11 protein-coding genes, 1 tRNA gene and 1 pseudogene are annotated in these 15,970 nt (G+C 73.6%); 7 read left to right on the forward strand and 6 right to left on the reverse strand.

Annotated elements, in window-relative coordinates; genetic code table 11:
- Window positions 1-38: 38 nt before the first annotated feature.
- Entirely contained in the window at window positions 39-2,381 is a 2,343-nt protein-coding gene (locus tag ACIQF6_RS14600; RefSeq protein ID WP_400894308.1) for a PQQ-binding-like beta-propeller repeat protein, read from the reverse strand.
- A gap of 396 nt (window positions 2,382-2,777) precedes the next feature.
- Between ACIQF6_RS14600 and ACIQF6_RS14605 the strand changes: the two genes are divergently transcribed.
- Complete coding sequence (locus ACIQF6_RS14605) at window positions 2,778-3,353, forward strand: TerD family protein (protein WP_400894310.1); 576 nt, start codon at window positions 2,778-2,780, stop codon at window positions 3,351-3,353.
- A 48-nt stretch (window positions 3,354-3,401) separates the two neighbouring features.
- Window positions 3,402-4,490 carry a DUF475 domain-containing protein gene (locus ACIQF6_RS14610; RefSeq protein WP_400894312.1) on the forward strand — a complete coding sequence of 363 codons (1,089 nt, stop codon included), beginning with the start codon at window positions 3,402-3,404 and terminating at the stop codon, window positions 4,488-4,490.
- Window positions 4,491-4,638: 148 nt separating this feature from the next.
- On the opposite strand, the gene ACIQF6_RS14615 is transcribed toward ACIQF6_RS14610, so the two are convergent.
- A complete protein-coding gene (locus tag ACIQF6_RS14615; RefSeq protein ID WP_400894314.1) occupies window positions 4,639-5,724 on the reverse strand; it encodes a DUF2637 domain-containing protein in 1,086 nt (361 codons plus the stop codon).
- 234 nt (window positions 5,725-5,958) lie between these two features.
- Between ACIQF6_RS14615 and ACIQF6_RS14620 the strand changes: the two genes are divergently transcribed.
- The gene (locus tag ACIQF6_RS14620; protein WP_400895329.1) at window positions 5,959-6,705 is read left to right on the forward strand and encodes a Tellurium resistance; all 747 of its coding nucleotides are present in this window, start codon (window positions 5,959-5,961) and stop codon (window positions 6,703-6,705) included.
- A gap of 100 nt (window positions 6,706-6,805) precedes the next feature.
- On the opposite strand, the gene ACIQF6_RS14625 is transcribed toward ACIQF6_RS14620, so the two are convergent.
- Window positions 6,806-7,918, reverse strand: coding sequence for a TerD family protein (locus ACIQF6_RS14625; RefSeq protein WP_400894316.1), 1,113 nt, complete (start codon window positions 7,916-7,918; stop codon window positions 6,806-6,808).
- A gap of 333 nt (window positions 7,919-8,251) precedes the next feature.
- Here ACIQF6_RS14625 and ACIQF6_RS14630 point away from each other — a divergent pair, with 333 nt between their 5' ends.
- The 3 genes and pseudogenes from ACIQF6_RS14630 to ACIQF6_RS14640 all read left to right on the forward strand — a co-directional run bounded on the left by ACIQF6_RS14630 (window position 8,252) and on the right by ACIQF6_RS14640 (window position 13,039).
- Window positions 8,252-9,424: an HpcH/HpaI aldolase/citrate lyase family protein gene (locus tag ACIQF6_RS14630; protein ID WP_400894318.1), complete on the forward strand. Its 1,173-nt coding sequence runs from the start codon at window positions 8,252-8,254 to the stop codon at window positions 9,422-9,424.
- A gap of 204 nt (window positions 9,425-9,628) precedes the next feature.
- A pseudogene (locus tag ACIQF6_RS14635) lies at window positions 9,629-12,163 on the forward strand (phosphoribosyltransferase).
- A gap of 30 nt (window positions 12,164-12,193) precedes the next feature.
- Entirely contained in the window at window positions 12,194-13,039 is an 846-nt protein-coding gene (locus ACIQF6_RS14640) for an HAD family hydrolase (RefSeq protein ID WP_400894320.1), read from the forward strand.
- A gap of 109 nt (window positions 13,040-13,148) precedes the next feature.
- Here the strand turns inward: ACIQF6_RS14640 and ACIQF6_RS14645 are convergent, their stop codons facing one another.
- Entirely contained in the window at window positions 13,149-13,364 is a 216-nt protein-coding gene (locus ACIQF6_RS14645) for a zinc ribbon domain-containing protein (RefSeq protein WP_400894322.1), read from the reverse strand.
- 343 nt (window positions 13,365-13,707) lie between these two features.
- Window positions 13,708-14,967 carry a hypothetical protein gene (locus ACIQF6_RS14650; RefSeq protein WP_400894324.1) on the reverse strand — a complete coding sequence of 420 codons (1,260 nt, stop codon included), beginning with the start codon at window positions 14,965-14,967 and terminating at the stop codon, window positions 13,708-13,710.
- A 174-nt stretch (window positions 14,968-15,141) separates the two neighbouring features.
- Between ACIQF6_RS14650 and ACIQF6_RS14655 the strand changes: the two genes are divergently transcribed.
- Window positions 15,142-15,213, forward strand: a tRNA-Val gene (locus tag ACIQF6_RS14655).
- Between the two features lie 426 nt (window positions 15,214-15,639).
- Here ACIQF6_RS14655 and ACIQF6_RS14660 read toward each other — a convergent pair.
- A complete protein-coding gene (locus ACIQF6_RS14660) occupies window positions 15,640-15,801 on the reverse strand; it encodes a hypothetical protein (protein WP_400894326.1) in 162 nt (53 codons plus the stop codon).
- Window positions 15,802-15,970 lie beyond the last annotated feature (169 nt).

The following is a 15,970-nucleotide window of genomic DNA, read 5'->3' on the forward strand; positions in this document are numbered from 1 at the left end:
GGGCCGGTTCCGTTCGCGGAGCCGGCCCGTCGCCGTTCCTACTCCGGCGGGAGGGCCATCACCCGGTCGCCCTGGACGGCGATCAGCAGGTCGTCGTTGCCGGCCAGGTGCCAGGGCAGGTCGATCGAGGCGCCGGTCTGGAAGGTCCAGCGGAGCTTGCGGTTCACCACGTCCACCGCGTGGATGCCGCGGTCCGCGGTGGGCACGAACAGGGTGTCCCGGACCAGCACGGGGCTGTCCATCAGCACCTCGGAGGGCAGCTCCAGGTGCCACAGCTCGGTGCCGTCGGCCGCGTCGAAGGCCACCACCCGGCTCGGCGCGGTCGGGGTGTAGGTGGTGCCCTGGACGGTCATGGTCAGGCCGCCGAGTATCGAGTAGACGACGTGCTTGCCGGTCGCGGGCGGTGAGTACCACAGGCGGGTGGAGCGGTCGGAGGTCTTCGCCCACACCTGCTTGCCGTCGGAGACCCGCACGCCCTGCAGGCCGTTCGGCGCGGCGGAGCAGAACACCAGGCCGTCCTGCAGCACCGGCTGGTAGGTGGACTGCGAGTTGGTGGTGGCGAACCAGGTCTGGGCGCCGTCGGCCAGCGAGCGGGCGACCAGGTTCTCCTTGCTGTCGGTGTAGAGCAGCGTGTCCGAGGTCAGGTCGGAGCTGACCAGGTAGTCGGCGGTCTGGTTGCGGTGCTGGTTCCACAGCATCGAACCGTCCTTGCGGGACAGCGCCATGATGCCCTTGCCGGGCTTGGCTCCGGAGTCGGGCAGACCGGCGGAGTCCAGCGTCAGGTAGGCGCACATCGCGTACACGGCGCGGTCGTCGGCGGCCAGCACGGTGTCGGAGGCGATCTGGGTGCCGTTCGGCTTCGCCGGCTCGGAGCGGTACTTCCACAGCACCGCGCCGGAGCCGGCGTCCACCGTGATCAGGTCGGCGATGGTGCCGTAGGAGATCGAGCCGCCGGCCTGGGCCAGGTGGTAGGCCATCGCGTCCTTGGTGATCCACTTCTCCTTGCCGTCGGCCAGGTCCACCGCGATCAGGTCCGCGCTGCCCAGGTGCAGCAGGCCCGGGGAGAACGCCATGCCGAGGCTGCCGGAACTGCTCGACGACAGCCGGTACGTCCACAGCGGGGCCGGGGGCACTCCCGGGGCCCGGGTGCTGAGGGCCGGGGACGGCGAGGCGGGGCTGCCGGACGGCGGGGCCGGGTCGACGTGCGGGGCGGCGGTGCGGCGGGTCAGCGCCCAGGCGGTCAGGCCGCCCGCGCCGGCCAGCACGGCCGCGCCGCCGCCCAGCAGCAGCGCCCGGCGGGACGGGCGGGCGGCCGGGGTGCCGACCGGCGCGGTGGGCGTCGACGCTCCGTCGGGCGTGCGGGTGCCGAGCCGGACGGTGCCGGTGGCGGACGGGGCGGGCCCGGAGACCTCGGTCGGGGTGCGGACGGCCGGGGCCCGGCGCGGGTCGGCCGGGGCGGCGACCCGGATCGGGTCCTCCAGGTCCATCACCTCGGCGGCGCGGGTGGCGATGTCGGAGGCGACCGCGACGGGCAGCCAGCCGGAGCGGGCCGGGACGACGGACTCGCCGAGCAGCGCGCCGAGCCCGGCGGGGGAGGGGCGCTGCGCCGGATCCTTGGCCAGGCAGGCGGTGACCGCGGGCCGCAGCTGCTCGGGCAGCCCGGTCAGGTCGGGCGCGTCGTGCACCACCCGGTACAGCAGGGAGGCCGCGGACGGCGCGCCGCCGTCCTCGACCCGGTCGAACGGGGCGCGGCCGGTGGCGGCGAGGACCAGCACCGAGCCGAGCGAGAACACGTCGGAGGCCGGGCCGGTGCGGCGGCCGTCGGCCTGCTCGGGGCTCATGAAGCCGGGCGAGCCGACCACCACGCCGGTGGAGGTCATCCGGTCGCCGTCCAGTGCCCGGGCGATGCCGAAGTCGATCACCCGGGGTCCGTCGGCGGCCAGCAGCACGTTGGACGGCTTGAGGTCGCGGTGCACCAGCCCGGCCGCGTGGATCGCCGTCAGCGCCTGGGCCAGGCCCACGCCGAGGGTGCGGACGCTGTCGACCGGCAGCGGCCCGTGGGCGTCCACCGCGTCGATCAGCGCGGGGCCGAGCACGTACGCGGTGGCCAGCCAGGGGGACTCGCCGTCCTGGTCGGCGTCGACCACCGGGGCGGTGAAGGTGCCGCCGACGGAGCGGGCGGCGGTCACCTCGCGGCGGAAGCGCTCGCGGAAGTCGGCGTCGTGGGCCAGTTCGGCCCGCACCACCTTGACCGCGACGGTCCGGCCGCCGGCCGAGCGGGCCAGGTAGACCCGGCCCATGCCGCCGACGCCGAGCCGCGCCAGCAGGCGGTAGGGGCCGACGGATTCGGGATCGGTGCGGTCGAGCGGTTCGAACGGCATCGTGCCGATGCTCCCTCTGTTCGTCCTCTGGTGCGTCCGTGCCCGCGCGACGGTTCGTTCGGCGGTGGCGGCAGCGTACCGGGCGGATTCCGGCCCGTTCCGGCCGGACGGGAAACGGATGCGCGCTTGATAGATTCGGCCGCGATCCGCCCCCGGCCGAGTGCCTGTGCGGGACGGCTTCGGGCCCGTGGAACACGTGGGGCCGGTCGGGTGGAGAGCGGAGTTCAGGAAGTTCAGTCGGGTGTGCAGCAGCCGTACGGCCGCCGAGGGGCGTAGATCTCTTGGGGTGCGTCCTTCGGGCGTGCCCCGCCGGACCGGCCTCCCGGGCGGTCCGACGGCAGATCACCGCAGCACACCCCGGGAGCCCCGGAGAACGGGAGCTGGGAGGAAAGTCCGATGACCGTCACCCTTGCCAAGGGCGGAAACGTCTCGCTGACCAAGGCCGCGCCGAACCTGACGCAGGTCCAGATCGGCCTCGGTTGGGACGCCCGGTCCACCACCGGCGCGCCGTTCGACCTCGACGCCAGCGCACTGCTGTGCTCCGGCGGCCGAGTCCTCGGCGACGAGTACTTCGTCTTCTACAACAACCTGCGCAGCCCCGAGGGCTCGGTCGAGCACCAGGGCGACAACCTCACCGGCGACGGTGACGGCGACGACGAGGTGGTCGACGTCCACCTCGACCTGGTGCCGGTGCAGATCGACAAGGTCGTCTTCGCCGTGTCCATCTACGACGCCGACGCCCGGCTGCAGAGCTTCGGGCAGGTCTCCAACGCCTACATCCGCGTGGTCAACGTGGGAGACGGCAGCGAGATCGCGCGCTACGACCTCAGCGAGGACGCGTCCGGCGAGACCGCGATGATCTTCGGCGAGCTCTACCGCTACCAGGGCGAGTGGAAGTTCCGCGCCGTCGGCCAGGGCTACGCCTCCGGCCTGCGCGGCATCGCGCTCGACTTCGGAGTCAACGTTCAGTAAGCACCCCGGAATCGGTCAATTCCGGTAGCCAGAAAGGTAACTGACCTCGTGTTCCTCCGTACGTTCGGATGGTCCTTCGCCATCACGATCGCCGGCCTGATCGCCGCCGGCCTGATCTGGGGGGCCGAAGGATTCGGCGTCGTCCTGATCCTCTCGATCCTCGAGATCTCTCTGTCCTTCGACAACGCCGTCGTCAACGCCACCGTTCTCAAGCGGATGAACCCGTTCTGGCAGAAGATCTTTCTGACGGTCGGCGTGCTGATCGCGGTCTTCGGCATGCGGCTGGTCTTCCCGCTGCTGGTGGTGGCGCTGACCGCGCACCTCAACCCGGCGACCGTGGTCCAGCTGGCGCTGGACTCCGGCATGACCCACGACGGCCACACCTACGCGCAGTACCTGGAGATGGCCAACCCGGCGATCGCCGCGTTCGGTGGCATCTTCCTGCTGATGATCTTCCTCGACTTCATCCTGGAGGAGAAGGAGTTCAACTGGCTGCGCTGGCTGGAGAAGCCGCTGGAGAAGATCGGCAAGCTGGAGGCCCTCTCCTCGGTCCTCGCGCTGGTGCTGCTCGCCCTGTCGGCCCGGCTGTTCGCCGGTGACCGTGCCGAAACGGTCCTGCTGGCCGGTGTCTGCGGTCTGGCCACCTACCTCGCCGTCAACGGCCTGTCCGGGGTCTTCGAGTCCGGCCTGGAGGAGCAGGAGGAGGCCGAGCACGAGGCCGAGCGCAAGGGCAAGTCGATCGTCCAGGTCGGCGGCAAGGCCGCGTTCTTCCTCTTCCTCTACCTGGAGGTCCTGGACGCGTCCTTCTCCTTCGACGGCGTGGTCGGCGCGTTCGCCATCTCGCAGGACATCTTCCAGATCACCCTGGGCCTCGGCATCGGCGCGATGTACATCCGTTCGCTGACCGTCTTCCTGGTCCGCAAGGGCACCCTGGACGACTACGTGTACCTGGAGCACGGCGCGCACTACGCGATCGGCGCGCTGTCGCTGATCCTGCTCGCCTCGATCAAGTTCCACATCCCGGAGATCGTCACCGGCCTGATCGGCGTCGCCTTCATCGGCGCGGCGCTGCTCTCCTCGATGGTCCGCAACAAGCGGGAACAGGCGCTGGAACTCGCCGCACCGGCCGAGGACTGACCGCCCGCCACCCGCCCGTACGTCGTACGCAGAGAGCCGCCCGCCGGGAAGTTCCGGTGGGCGGCTCTCTCGTCTGCGGCAGGTCCGGGGCGCTGCGGCCTCGGCCGGCAGGTCCCGGGTGCCGGGCCGGGGGCGGGCCCCCGGGGGGTCAGCCGAGCTGCTGCTCGATCGCACGGAGCTTGCGCTCCAGCGAGTCCAGCTTCGGCATCGACAGGGTGTCCTCGTCCATCGTCAGGTCGATGCTGGACGAGTACGGGCTGCTGGTGCTGGTCGATTCGACGGCGGCGCGGGGGCGGCGGCCGGCGTTCAGGGCGGCGGGCTCCAGGGCGGAGGCGCCGACCCGGTCGAGAGTGGTTTCCTCGGCGGCTAGGGCAGGCTCCGTAGCGGACGACGGGGAGTCGCCCGCGGCGGCCAGCGCCGGCACCTGCCGGCCGTGCCGGGCCCGGCCCAGCATGCCGTTCTGGCGGGAGATCGCCTTCAGCTCGGCCCGCTCGCGGCGGTCGGCGCTGCGGGCGCGGATCTTGGCGTCCATCTTGGCCTGGCGCTCCTCGCGCACCTCCTCGACGGCCTCGTCCAGGCTGCGGACGTTCTCCAGCAGCATCAGCGACCAGGCGGCGTAGGTCTCGCGCGGGGCGCGCAGCCAGCGGACCACCCGGATCTGCGGCAGCGGGCGGGGGACCAGGCCCTGCTCGCGCAGCGCCGCCCGGCGGGTCTGCTTCAGCGCCCGGTCGAACAGCACGGCGGCCGAGATCGACATGCCGGCGAAGAACTGCGGGGCACCGTCGTGCGAGCCGCCGCGCGGGGCGTGCACCCAGTTGAACCAGGCCGAGGCGATGGCGAACAGCCACACCAGCATGCGGGAGCCGAGCGCCGCGTCACCGTGGCTGGCCTCGCGGACGGCGAGGACGGAGCAGAACATCGCGGCGCCGTCCAGGCCGAACGGGACCAGGTACTCCCAGCCGCCGGACAGGTTCAGGTTCTGCTGGCCGAAGCCGACCAGGCCGTGGAACGACAGCGCGGCCGCGACACCGGCGCAGCAGAACAGCAGCACGTACGAGGCGCCGCCGTAGACGGCCTCCTTGCGGCGGCGCCGCTCCTCGCTGCGCTCCCAGGAGTCGTCGGACCCCTCGGCCTTGTTGTTCTTGAAACGGAGGAAGGCCACCAGGATGGCGGTGAACAGCAGGGCTGCGCCGCCGACCACGGCCCAGACCAGCTGTATGGAGGAGAGGTTCATCGCGGGGAGGGCCTCGGCTTTCCGCAGGGCAGGGGAAGTTGGAGGTGACGTGGCGCACGGGACAACGCACGGGACACCTGTGCGGAGAGACGATATCGCGTCCGAGGGGCAGGCATCGTACGGGAGTGACGAACCCTCTGCCAGCGGGTCCCGTCGGCGGGTTGACGTTGACTCAGGAGCCCGCCGGTGGGTATTGGAGAGTCGAGGAAAGAACCGGCGCTGGGGGAGGACACGATGGTCTCGGTGTGGGAGTTCCTGAAAGGGGACCGCAGCAACAGCTTCGACACCGGAGGGCAGTTCAAGGTCACACTGACCAAGTCCCAGCCGCAGCACGCCATCACGGGCTCGGCCGCCACCACCGGCTACCTGTACATCAACCTGCACTGGTCGACCCGCAGCGCCGAGCGCCCCACCGTGGGCGGCTCGCTGCGCCGGTTCTTCGACCCGCGGATCCTGCGCCCGCTGGAGCCCGTCAGCGGCGGCGGCTCCGCACCGGTGAGCGTGGACCTCGACCTGGCCTGCATGTACGAACTCGCCGACGGCACCCGGGGCGTGGTGCAGCCGCTCGGCCGGCTCTTCGGCGACCTGAACCGGCCGCCGTACATCAAGCTCTCCGGTGACGACGTGTCAGGCGCCTCGTCCGGCGAGACCATGCACATCAACCTGGAGAAGAAGGACCAGTTCAAGCGGCTGCTGGTGTTCGTCTACATCTACGACGACACCCCGGCGTTCGACCGCACCCAGGCGGTGATCACCATCGTTCCGCAGAGCGGCCCGCGGATCGAGATCAAGCTGGACGAGCGGGCCGCGGCGGCCCGCTCGTGCGCGGTGGTGCTGATCGAGAACGACGGCGAGGGCACGCTGTCGATCCGCCGCGAGGTGCGGTACGTGCACGGCTTCCAGTCCGACCTGGACCGGCTGTACGGCTTCGGCATGCAGTGGGAGCGCGGGTACAAGACCGCCGATCAGCCCGGGAGTTAGGCCCTCGCGTCCGGCGCCGCGCGCCCGGCGGAGCCGGCTCGGGGGCCGGAGGAGCGGGCTGCGGGGCCGTCCGGCCACGATCGGTCGGACGGCCCCGGACTCAGCGCGGCTGGAACTGCGGGCCCTGCGGCGGCAGCGCGAACGACGCGCCCGGCTGCGGGGGCACCTGCGGCTGCTGGGCGGGCGGTGCGGGCGGCTGCTGGGCGGGCTGCTGCTGGTGCGGGTAGCCGTAGCCGGCGGCCTGCGGGACGGGCTGCTGGGGCTGGGCCTGCGGGTAGCCGTAGCCGCCCGCCTGCGGGACGGGCGGTTGGGCCTGCGGGTAGCCGTAGCCGCCCGCCTGCGGCTGGGGTTGAGGCTGCGCCTGCGGATAGCCGTAGCCCTGCTGGTGCGGGTAGCCGTAGCCGGCGGCCTGCGGGACGGGCGGCCGGGCGGCGGCCTGGGCGGTGTGGTGGACGGTCGGCGGCAGCGCGGGCGGCGGCGGGGCGGCGATCGGGGCGGGCGGGGCCGGGACGGGTTGCGGGGCGGGCGACTGGGAGGGCAGGGCCGGGGCGAGCGTCCAGTCGTCCTCGTCCACCGGGAACGGCGCCGGCGGTGCGGCGACGGGCTCGGGGGCGGCGGTCGGTGCGGGCAGGCGCGGGTCGGCGGCCGGCGGGGCGGCGCCGTCGCCGGCGGACTCGTCCACCGTGATGCCGAAGTCGGTGGCCAGCGCGATCAGTCCGTCCACGTAGCCCTGGCCGACGGCGCGGAACTTCCAGACGCCGGAGCGGCGGTACAGCTCGGCGGCGACCAGGGCCGTCACCTGCTCGTACTCGTCGACGGCGAACTCGGCCAGCGCGGGCGTCCCTTCGGGCGCGCCGGCGTCGAACAGCAGCACCCGCAGGTCCGGTACGGCGGGGAACGCCCCGCCCTCGGCGGAGCCGGCCAGCACCACCCGGTCCACCTCGGCGGGCAGCTTCGCCAGGTCGATCTCCACCGCGTCCCGGATCCAGCCGTCCGCGGCCTGCTTGGGCAGGTGGCGGACCAGGCCGGACGGGTGCCGGGGCTGGTTGTAGAACACGAAGTCCAGGTCGTCGCGGACCTTGCCGTCGTCGGCCAGCAGCAGGGCCGAGGCGTCCACGTCCGGGATGCCCGGGGTGTCCGTCCACCGCAGGACGGCACGGACGGCGTTGGCCGTCAGCGGGATGTTGGCGCCCTTCGCCATCACGTGCGTCATGGCGCACCATCCTGCCGCCTGCCCGGGGCCCGGGACAACGCGGGCGCGGCATCGGCGAGCCCCGGCGGCCGGTACGGCGGGGCGGGGCGGCGAGGGCGGCGGGGCGGGGTCGGCACCGGACGGCAGGGCCGAAAAGCTTGTGGGAATTCGATGTTTCGAACTGCTTCGCCGTGCTCGTCCGGTCGTACGATGGGCCGCCGGTGGCCCGGTGCTTACGACCCCCGCGGCGACCGCGCCCCGGCGAACCATCCGGCGGCGCCAACCGTCAAAGTGTCGAGGCGTCAGCCGTCACCGGCCCCCGAGCGGGTTCACAGATCAGAGTGGGAGAGCACTTTGCGCCACTTCGGGCATCTCGCGGACGACGTCCGCAGCCGGCTCTTTCACGAGCAGCCCGTCGCCTTCGACCGGGACAGCGGGGCGGACGTCCTGGCCACCGCGCTCGGCGCCACGCTCTACAGCCCCGCCACCCGCCCCACCCTGGCCCGTGACATCCGCCGACAGGCCGCCCGCGGCGTGGTCTCCATGGTGCTGTGCCTGGAGGACGCGATCGCCGACCACGAGGTCGACGACGCCGAGCACAACCTGGTCGCCCAACTCGCCGAGCTCGCCGCGCAGGACGCGACCGCCGAACTTCCGCTGCTGTTCGTCCGGGTCCGGGTCCCCGAGCAGATCACCGACCTGGCCCGGCGGCTCGGCCCCGCGCTGCGGCTGCTCAGCGGCTTCGTGGTGCCCAAGTTCACCGAGGACAGCGGGCGGCCGTTCCTGGAGGCGCTGGCCGGCGCCGAAGAGGCCGGCGGGCAGCGGCTGTTCGTCATGCCGGTGCTGGAGTCGCCCGAACTCGCCCACCTGGAGAGCCGCCGCGAGCAGCTGTTCGGCATCGCCCGGCTGCTCGACAAGCACCGCGAGCGGGTCCTCGCGGTGCGGATCGGCGTCACCGACCTGTGCTCCGCCTACGGGCTGCGCCGCTCGCCCGACCTGACCGCCTACGACGTGGCGCTGGTGGCCCAGGTGATCGGCGACGTGGTCAACGTGCTCGGCCGCGCCGACGGCACCGGGTTCACCGTCACCGGCCCGGTCTGGGAGTACTTCCCGCTCCAGGAGCGGATGTTCAAGCCGCAGCTGCGCCGCACCCCGTTCACCGAGGCCACCCCGCCCGCCGACCGGGTCCGGCAGCGGCTGATCGAGCACGACCTGGACGGGCTGATCCGGGAGATCGAACTCGACCGGGCCAACGGGCTGTTGGGCAAGACCTGCATCCACCCCAGCCATGTCGCCGCGGTGCACGCGCTGTCCGTGGTGACCCACGAGGAGCTGTGCGACGCCCAGGACATCCTCCAGCAGCACCGCGGCGGCGGCGGAGTCAGCCGCTCCGCGTACACCAACAAGATGAACGAGGCCAAGCCGCATCGGGCCTGGGCCGAGCGGGTGCTGCTGCGCGCCGAGGTGTTCGGCGTCGCGCGGGCCGACGTGTCCTTCGCGGAGCTGCTCTCCGCCTGCGTCTCCTGACGGCGGGTCGGCCGATCGGTGGACGGCGGGGTCCATCGTCCGGCCACCGAACCTGCGCCGATCGGTGCGCCGAGCGTCGCCGGTCGGTCGATCCGCAGGCCCCGGCGCGCCCCGTACGCTCGAACCCGGACGCGCAGCCGTGCGACCGATCGGACACCACCAGCACCACCCGTACCACCTGCCGTCGTGACGAGAGGAGCCCCGATGACCGTCGACACCACCGCCCCCGGGCCGGTCGCGGCCGACCCCTGGACCGGCCAGTGGGTCACCGACCGGCTGGGCCTGCGCCTGACCGGCGGGCCCGAACTCACCGCGCTGATCGGCCTCGCGCTGCGCCGCAACCCCAAACGCGCCCACCTGCTGGTCTCCCAGGTGCTGGGCAAACACGTCCCGCAGCGGCCCGAGGTGGTGCACGGCGCCGGGCTCGACCTCGGCCGCCGGGTGGCCGCACTGCTCGGCCCGGCGGAGACCGCGCGCGCCGTGGTGCTCGGCTACGCGGAGACCGCCACCGCCCTCGGCCACAGCGTCGCCGACGGCCTCGACGCGCCCTACCTGCACTCCACCCGCCGCCCGGTGCCCGGCCTTGCCCCACTCGGCGGCTTCGAGGAGGAGCACTCGCACGCCACCAGCCACCTGCTGCTCCCGGAGGACCCGGAACTGCTCGCCGGGGACGGCCCGTTGGTGCTGGTCGACGACGAGTTCTCCACCGGCACCACGGTGCTCAACACCATCCGCGCCCTGCACACCGCCCACCCCCGGGAGCGGTACGTGGTGGTCGCCCTGGTCGACCTGCGCACCCCCGCCGACCGCGACCGTCTGGCGTCCGCCGCCGCCGAACTCGGCGCCCGGGTCGACCTGGTGGCCACCGCCGGCGGCGGCGTCCAGCTGCCCGAGGACGTGCTGGACCGCGCCCGCGCCCTCATCGCGGCCGTGCCGGAACAGCCCCAACCGGACGATCCCCAGGGCGAGTTGACGCATCTTCGACTGCCCTGGCCGGACGGCCTGCCGGACGGCGGCCGGCACGGCTTCACCCCCGCCCACCGCCGCCGGCTGGACGAGGCGCTGCCCGCGCTCGGCACCGCCCTCGCCGACGCCGTCGGCCCCCGGGCCCGCCGCGTCCTGGTGCTCGGCTGCGAGGAGCTGATGTACGCCCCGCTGCGGCTCGCCGACGCCCTGCAACGCCAACTGCCGGACGCCGACGTGCGGTTCTCCACCACCACCCGCTCCCCGGTGTTCGCCCACGACCACCCCGGCTACGCGATCCGCACCCGGCTCGCCTTCACCGCCCACGACGACCCGGCCGGCGACGACTCCACCGAGCGCTACGCCTACAACGTCGCCCCCGGCAGCGACCCGGCCCGCCGCTTCGACACCGTCGTCCTGGTCGTCGACGACCCCGCCGACACCCCCGCCCTGCACCACGGCCCCGACGCCCTGCTTCCCCGCCTGCGCACCGCCACCGACCACGTGGTGCTCGCCGTTCTCCCGTCGTACCGCCCGGCGCCACCCGCCTGACGCCCCGCCGACCACCCGCTGACCGAGCATCACCCCTGCGCACCCCACCGAAGGCCCGGCATGACCGCACACACCGCCCCCTCCCCGCCCGCCGCCCGCCCGCTGCACGGACCGGCCTTCTCCAGCTACCCGGCCGCCGACGTCACCTGGCTGCTCAAGGACCTCTCCGACGTCCACCTCGAAGCACCCGTCGAGGAACGCGAGGAGGCCGTGCAGTCCGGCGGCGCCCACTACGCCGAGTCGCTGCCGGTCGAGTACCAGCCCAGCCCCGAGTACCAGCAGCTGTTCCACACCGCGCTGGCCGCCTCCGCGACCAGGCTGGCCACCGCCGTCGGCGCCGTCGCCGAAACCCTGCTGCGCGAACGCGGACCGCACCTGGTGCTGGCCTCGCTCGCCCGGGCCGGCACCCCCGTCGGCATCCTGATCCGTCGCTGGCTCGCCCACGCCCACGGCCTCGACGTGCCGCACTACACCGTCTCCATCGTCCGCGGCCGCGGCATCGACCAGGTCGCGCTGCGCCACCTCGCCGCCCACCACCGCGCCGCCGACGTGGTCTTCGTCGACGGCTGGACGGGCAAGGGCGCCATCACCCGGGAACTCGACCGGGCCCTCGCCGGCACCGGCTTCGACCCCGACCTCGCCGTCCTCGCCGACCCCGGCAGCTGCGTGCGCACCTACGGCACCCGCGACGACTTCCTGATCCCGTCCGCCTGCCTCAACTCCACCGTCTCCGGCCTGGTCTCCCGCACCGTGCTGCGCGCCGATCTGACCGGGCCGGACGAGTTCCACGGCGCCAAGTTCTACCGGCAGCTGGCCGACGCCGACGTCTCCGCCCGGTTCGTCGACACCGTCGCCGCCGAGTTCCCGGCCGTCGCCGCCGCCGTCGCCGCCGAGACCGCCCGCCTCGCCACCGCCGACCGCACCCCCACCTGGGAGGGCTGGGCGGCCGTCGAGCGAATAAGCACCGAGTACGGCATCGACAGCGTCAACCTGGTCAAGCCCGGCGTCGGCGAGACCACCCGGGTCCTGCTGCGCCGCGTCCCCTGGCGGATCCTCGCCCGCCGCGGCACCGGCGCCGACCTCGACCACGTCAGGCTGCTCGCCGCCCAGCGCGGCGTCCCCGTCGAAGAGATCGACGACCTGCCGTACAGCTGCGTCGGCCTGATCCACCCGCGCTACACCCGCGGCGCCACCGGAGCGGACGGCACCGCCGTCCACACCTGACCCCGCCCCCGACCGAAGGAGACCCCGCCCGTGCCGCAGTTCCTGGTCGCCAGCGACCTCGACCGGACCCTCGTCTACTCCAACCGCGCGCTCGCCCTGGACGTGCCCGACCGGCTCGCCCCACGGCTGCTCTCGGTGGAGGTGCACGACGGCAAGGCGCTCTCCTTCATGACCGAGACGGCCGCCGCACTGCTCGCCGAACTCGCCGAACAGACCCCCGTGGTCCCGATCACCACCCGCACCCGCACCCAGTACGAGCGGATCAACCTGCCCGGCCCCACGCCCGGCTGGATCCCCCCGTACGCGGTCTGCGCCAACGGCGGCCACCTGCTGGTCGACGGGGTGCCCGACACCGACTGGCAGCACGAGATCCGCACCCGGCTGGACGCGGCCAGCGCCCCGCTGCCCGAGGTGGTCGAACACCTCGCCCTCGTCGCCGACCCCGAATGGACGCACAAACGGCGGGTCGCCGACGAACTGTTCGCCTACCTGGTGGTCGAACGCGCCGAGCTCCCCGCCGGCTGGATCGACGACCTCACCGCCTGGTGCGCCGACCGCGGCTGGACGGTCTCCCTCCAGGGCCGCAAGGTCTACGCGGTGCCCGCGCCGCTGTCCAAGAGCGCCGCGCTCGCCGAGGTCCGCCGCCGCACCGGCGCACAGACCATCCTCGCCGCCGGCGACTCGCTGCTCGACGCCGAGCTGCTGCTCACCGCCGACCACGGCTGGCGACCCGGCCACGGCGAACTCGCCGAGACCGGGTGGGCGGCCGACGGCGTCACCGCCCTCACCGAGATCGGCGTCGCGGCGGGCGAGGAGATCCTCCGCCAGATGCTGGCCCGGGTCCGCACCGGGGCGGTGATGCCGGCCGTCGGCTGACACGAGGCCGGCCGACGACCGGTACCAGGACCGCCGAGGGCTGACGCGAGGCCGGGCGACGACCGGCACGAGACCGGCCGACGTCGGGCCGACCGGTACTGACGCCGGGTCAGCCGCAGCAGCCGCCCCCGCAGCAGCCGCCGCCACCGCCACTCGGGGCCGGGGCGGACGCGCCGGACGCGCCCGTCACGGCGACGGTCGACAGCAGCTTCACGGTGTCGGGGTGGCCCTCCGGGCAGCTGGCCGGGTCGTTGGCCTGGGCCATCGGGCGGCTGAGTTCGAACGTGGCGCCACAGGCGCGGCAGCGGAAGTCGTAGCGAGGCATGGTCAGCAGCGTACCGAGAGGCCGCGGCGCGGCGCCGCTCCCTCGGGCAGGCCGGGGCCCCGTCCGTGGTGGGCGGCAGGCGGTGACACGGCCGGCGGCGGCAGGGCGGCAGGGCGGCTCGGGCCCGGGCCCGGGCTGCGGCAGCGGCGGTCCGGGCCGGTGGTGGCCGCGGGCGGCCGGCGGCACGGGACGGTGGAGAACCGGCGGGCGGGCGGCGGACGTCCTGCCGCGCCCGGGCCGTCGCTCCGCAGGCCCCGTGCTGCCGGCCGGTGGCCCGCCGCTCAGCGGCCTGCCGGGGTCGGTCGCCGACTCGGTGGGCGCTCAGCGGCCGTTCAGTGGGCGCTCAGTGGCCGCGGATCATCGTGACGACCTCGGCCGCCGTATCCCGGACCGCCGCCAGTTCGGTCAGGAACTGCCAGTAGTCGGGGTGTCGGCCGGCCTGCTCCAGGGAGGCGACGGCACGGTCCAGCCGGCCGACCGCCGCGTCCAGCGGGCCGGCGTGGCGCGGGTCCGGCGCCTGCCGGCCGGCCATCGCCAGCCGCTGGGCGTCGCGCAGCGCGAACCGGGTCCGCTCGATCTCGCGCTGCGGATCGTGCTGCACCTCGTTCAACTGCCGCAGCCGCTCGTTGACGGCCGTCACCGACCCCTCGGCGGTCTCCAGCAGCGCCCGCACGGTGCCGATCGCCGAGGTGGCGTCCGCCCACCGCTGGTCGGCCCGGGCCCGCACCGCGTCGGTCAGCCGCGACCTGGCGCCCCGCACCGCGTCGGCGGTCTGCGCCGACACGTGCTGAAGGTCCTGCCAGCAGGCCATCGAGAACCGCCGCCGCAGGTCGCTCAGCGCGGGCTCCACGGTGCCGGACCGGTTCTCCAGCGCGTCGATCCGGGTGCGCAGCGTGCCCACCCGGCGGTCGATCTCCGCGGCCCGCTCCGGCAGCTGCGCCGCCTCCGTCCGCACCGCCTCGGCCCGCCGCACCACGTCCTCCGCGCGCTGAAGGGTGGCCGGCACGCCGTGCTGCGAGACGCCCTGGTTCAGCCGGCTCAGCTCCGGCGCCAGCTCGGCCAGCCGGGCCGCCAGATCGTCGGCCCTCAGCCCCGCGCCGCGCGCCTGCTCCAGCGCGACGGTCGCCGCCAGCAGCGCCTGCTTGGCGCGCTCCACCGCCGGCGCCACCCGGATCAGCTGCGCCTCGGCGTGGTCCACCAGCGGCTGGAGCCGGCTGACGAAGGTGCCCAGCTCGGTGCGCTTCGCATCCAGCTCGCGCTTGGCCTGCTCCAACTGCTGCTTGGCACGGAACGCCGCCGACGGATCCAGCTCGGCCGCCTCCAGGTCGACCGCGTCCAGCGCCCCCAGATAGGCCACCGTCACCTGGTCGATCCGGGCCACCAGGTCCGCGTACTCCCGCTCCACCCTGCGGGCGGTGGCCGGCTCGCCCGCCGACTTCACCGTCTCCACCGCGAGCAGCGCGTCCCGCTGCGCCGAATCCAGCTCGTAGAACGACTCCTGCGCCGCCTCCCGGGCCGCCCGGGCATCCGCACGCGCGCCGTCCCGCCGGCCGCCGCCCCACCAGCCGCCCCGACCCCCGCCACCGCCGCCGGCCACCCTCACCACGCGCTCCCTGCTCCGTCCCGTCCCGCCACTCCAGCGGCCATTCTTCCCGATCACCCACCCCACCCGGCACCCCCCGACGACACCCCCGTCCGCGAGGGGCGGCGAACCACTCCCGGGACCAGGTAGTCTGTCCACTCGTCGTGCGACCGGCCCCACCGGTCCCTTCGACGCGGGCGCATAGCTCAGCGGTAGAGCGCCGCCCTTACAAGGCGGATGTCGGCGGTTCGAAACCGTCTGCGCCCACCCTCGCAAGCAGGGTGAACCTGGCAAAGGCCCAGCTCGGAGCATGTTCTCTCGGTTGGGCCTTTCCTGTTTGTCGCGCATCGCATACGTAAACTCTCGCAGTCTCTACGGGATGACTACGCGAGCAGTCCTCCTAAAATTCTCCTAAGTGATCATGCTGTTCTCGCAGGTCGCGGGCGCATGCGGCACGAAGCGCCCCCAGCCGACTCCTACGGCTGGGGGCGCTTCGGGTTGGCTCCAGGCGGGGAGGGGGGTCAGTCATCCTGCCCTGGTGCCGGCAGCCGGCCGGTGCGATGCGAGCGCAACTCCCGTGTGCCCGGCATCGACTGGTCGGCTCCCGCCGCCGAGCGCCCGATTCAGGCGGGCACTCCGTGGCGGTGTTCAGGGGCCCGGCCGCGTTGGCGGCCGGGCCTTCTGTGTGGGGCGTCAGCCGCCCCAGTTGGTGTCGTTGGCGGTGTAGGTCGTGGTCGGCGACGGGGTCGGCTTCGGCGCCGGCGCGTCGTCCGCGTGCGCGGTGGTGACCGCGAGGGCGAGGAGCGCGGCCACGAGGGTGCCGACTGCTGCGGAGATGACCCTGCTGAGCTTCATGTTGACTCCGATCATGTAGTGACCGCTGCTGGGCAACACCCGCTGCTGGCAGGCGACTTGCCATGCTCTTGGCGGTTCGAGCAACGATCTCGCACGAAGTAGTTGCACGGCAAGGAATCTGGTGGTTCATTCAGATGAACCTGCACTTGGATGCAATCGACTGGGGATC

The organism is Kitasatospora sp. NPDC092948 (assembly GCF_044754805.1).
Lineage (GTDB): Bacteria > Actinomycetota > Actinomycetes > Streptomycetales > Streptomycetaceae > Kitasatospora.

Excerpts from the sequence above, each read along its gene's own strand:
- ACIQF6_RS14620 (WP_400895329.1), top strand. The coding sequence starts at position 5,959 with ATGGTCTCGGTGTGGGAGTTCCTGAAAGGGGACCGCAGCAACAGCTTC.
- ACIQF6_RS14605 (WP_400894310.1), top strand. The coding sequence starts at position 2,778 with ATGACCGTCACCCTTGCCAAGGGCGGAAACGTCTCGCTGACCAAGGCC.
- ACIQF6_RS14625 (WP_400894316.1), bottom strand. The coding sequence starts at position 7,918 with ATGACGCACGTGATGGCGAAGGGCGCCAACATCCCGCTGACGGCCAAC.
- ACIQF6_RS14660 (WP_400894326.1), bottom strand. The coding sequence starts at position 15,801 with ATGAAGCTCAGCAGGGTCATCTCCGCAGCAGTCGGCACCCTCGTGGCC.
- ACIQF6_RS14600 (WP_400894308.1), bottom strand. The coding sequence starts at position 2,381 with ATGCCGTTCGAACCGCTCGACCGCACCGATCCCGAATCCGTCGGCCCC.
- ACIQF6_RS14645 (WP_400894322.1), bottom strand. The coding sequence starts at position 13,364 with ATGCCTCGCTACGACTTCCGCTGCCGCGCCTGTGGCGCCACGTTCGAA.
- ACIQF6_RS14615 (WP_400894314.1), bottom strand. The coding sequence starts at position 5,724 with ATGAACCTCTCCTCCATACAGCTGGTCTGGGCCGTGGTCGGCGGCGCA.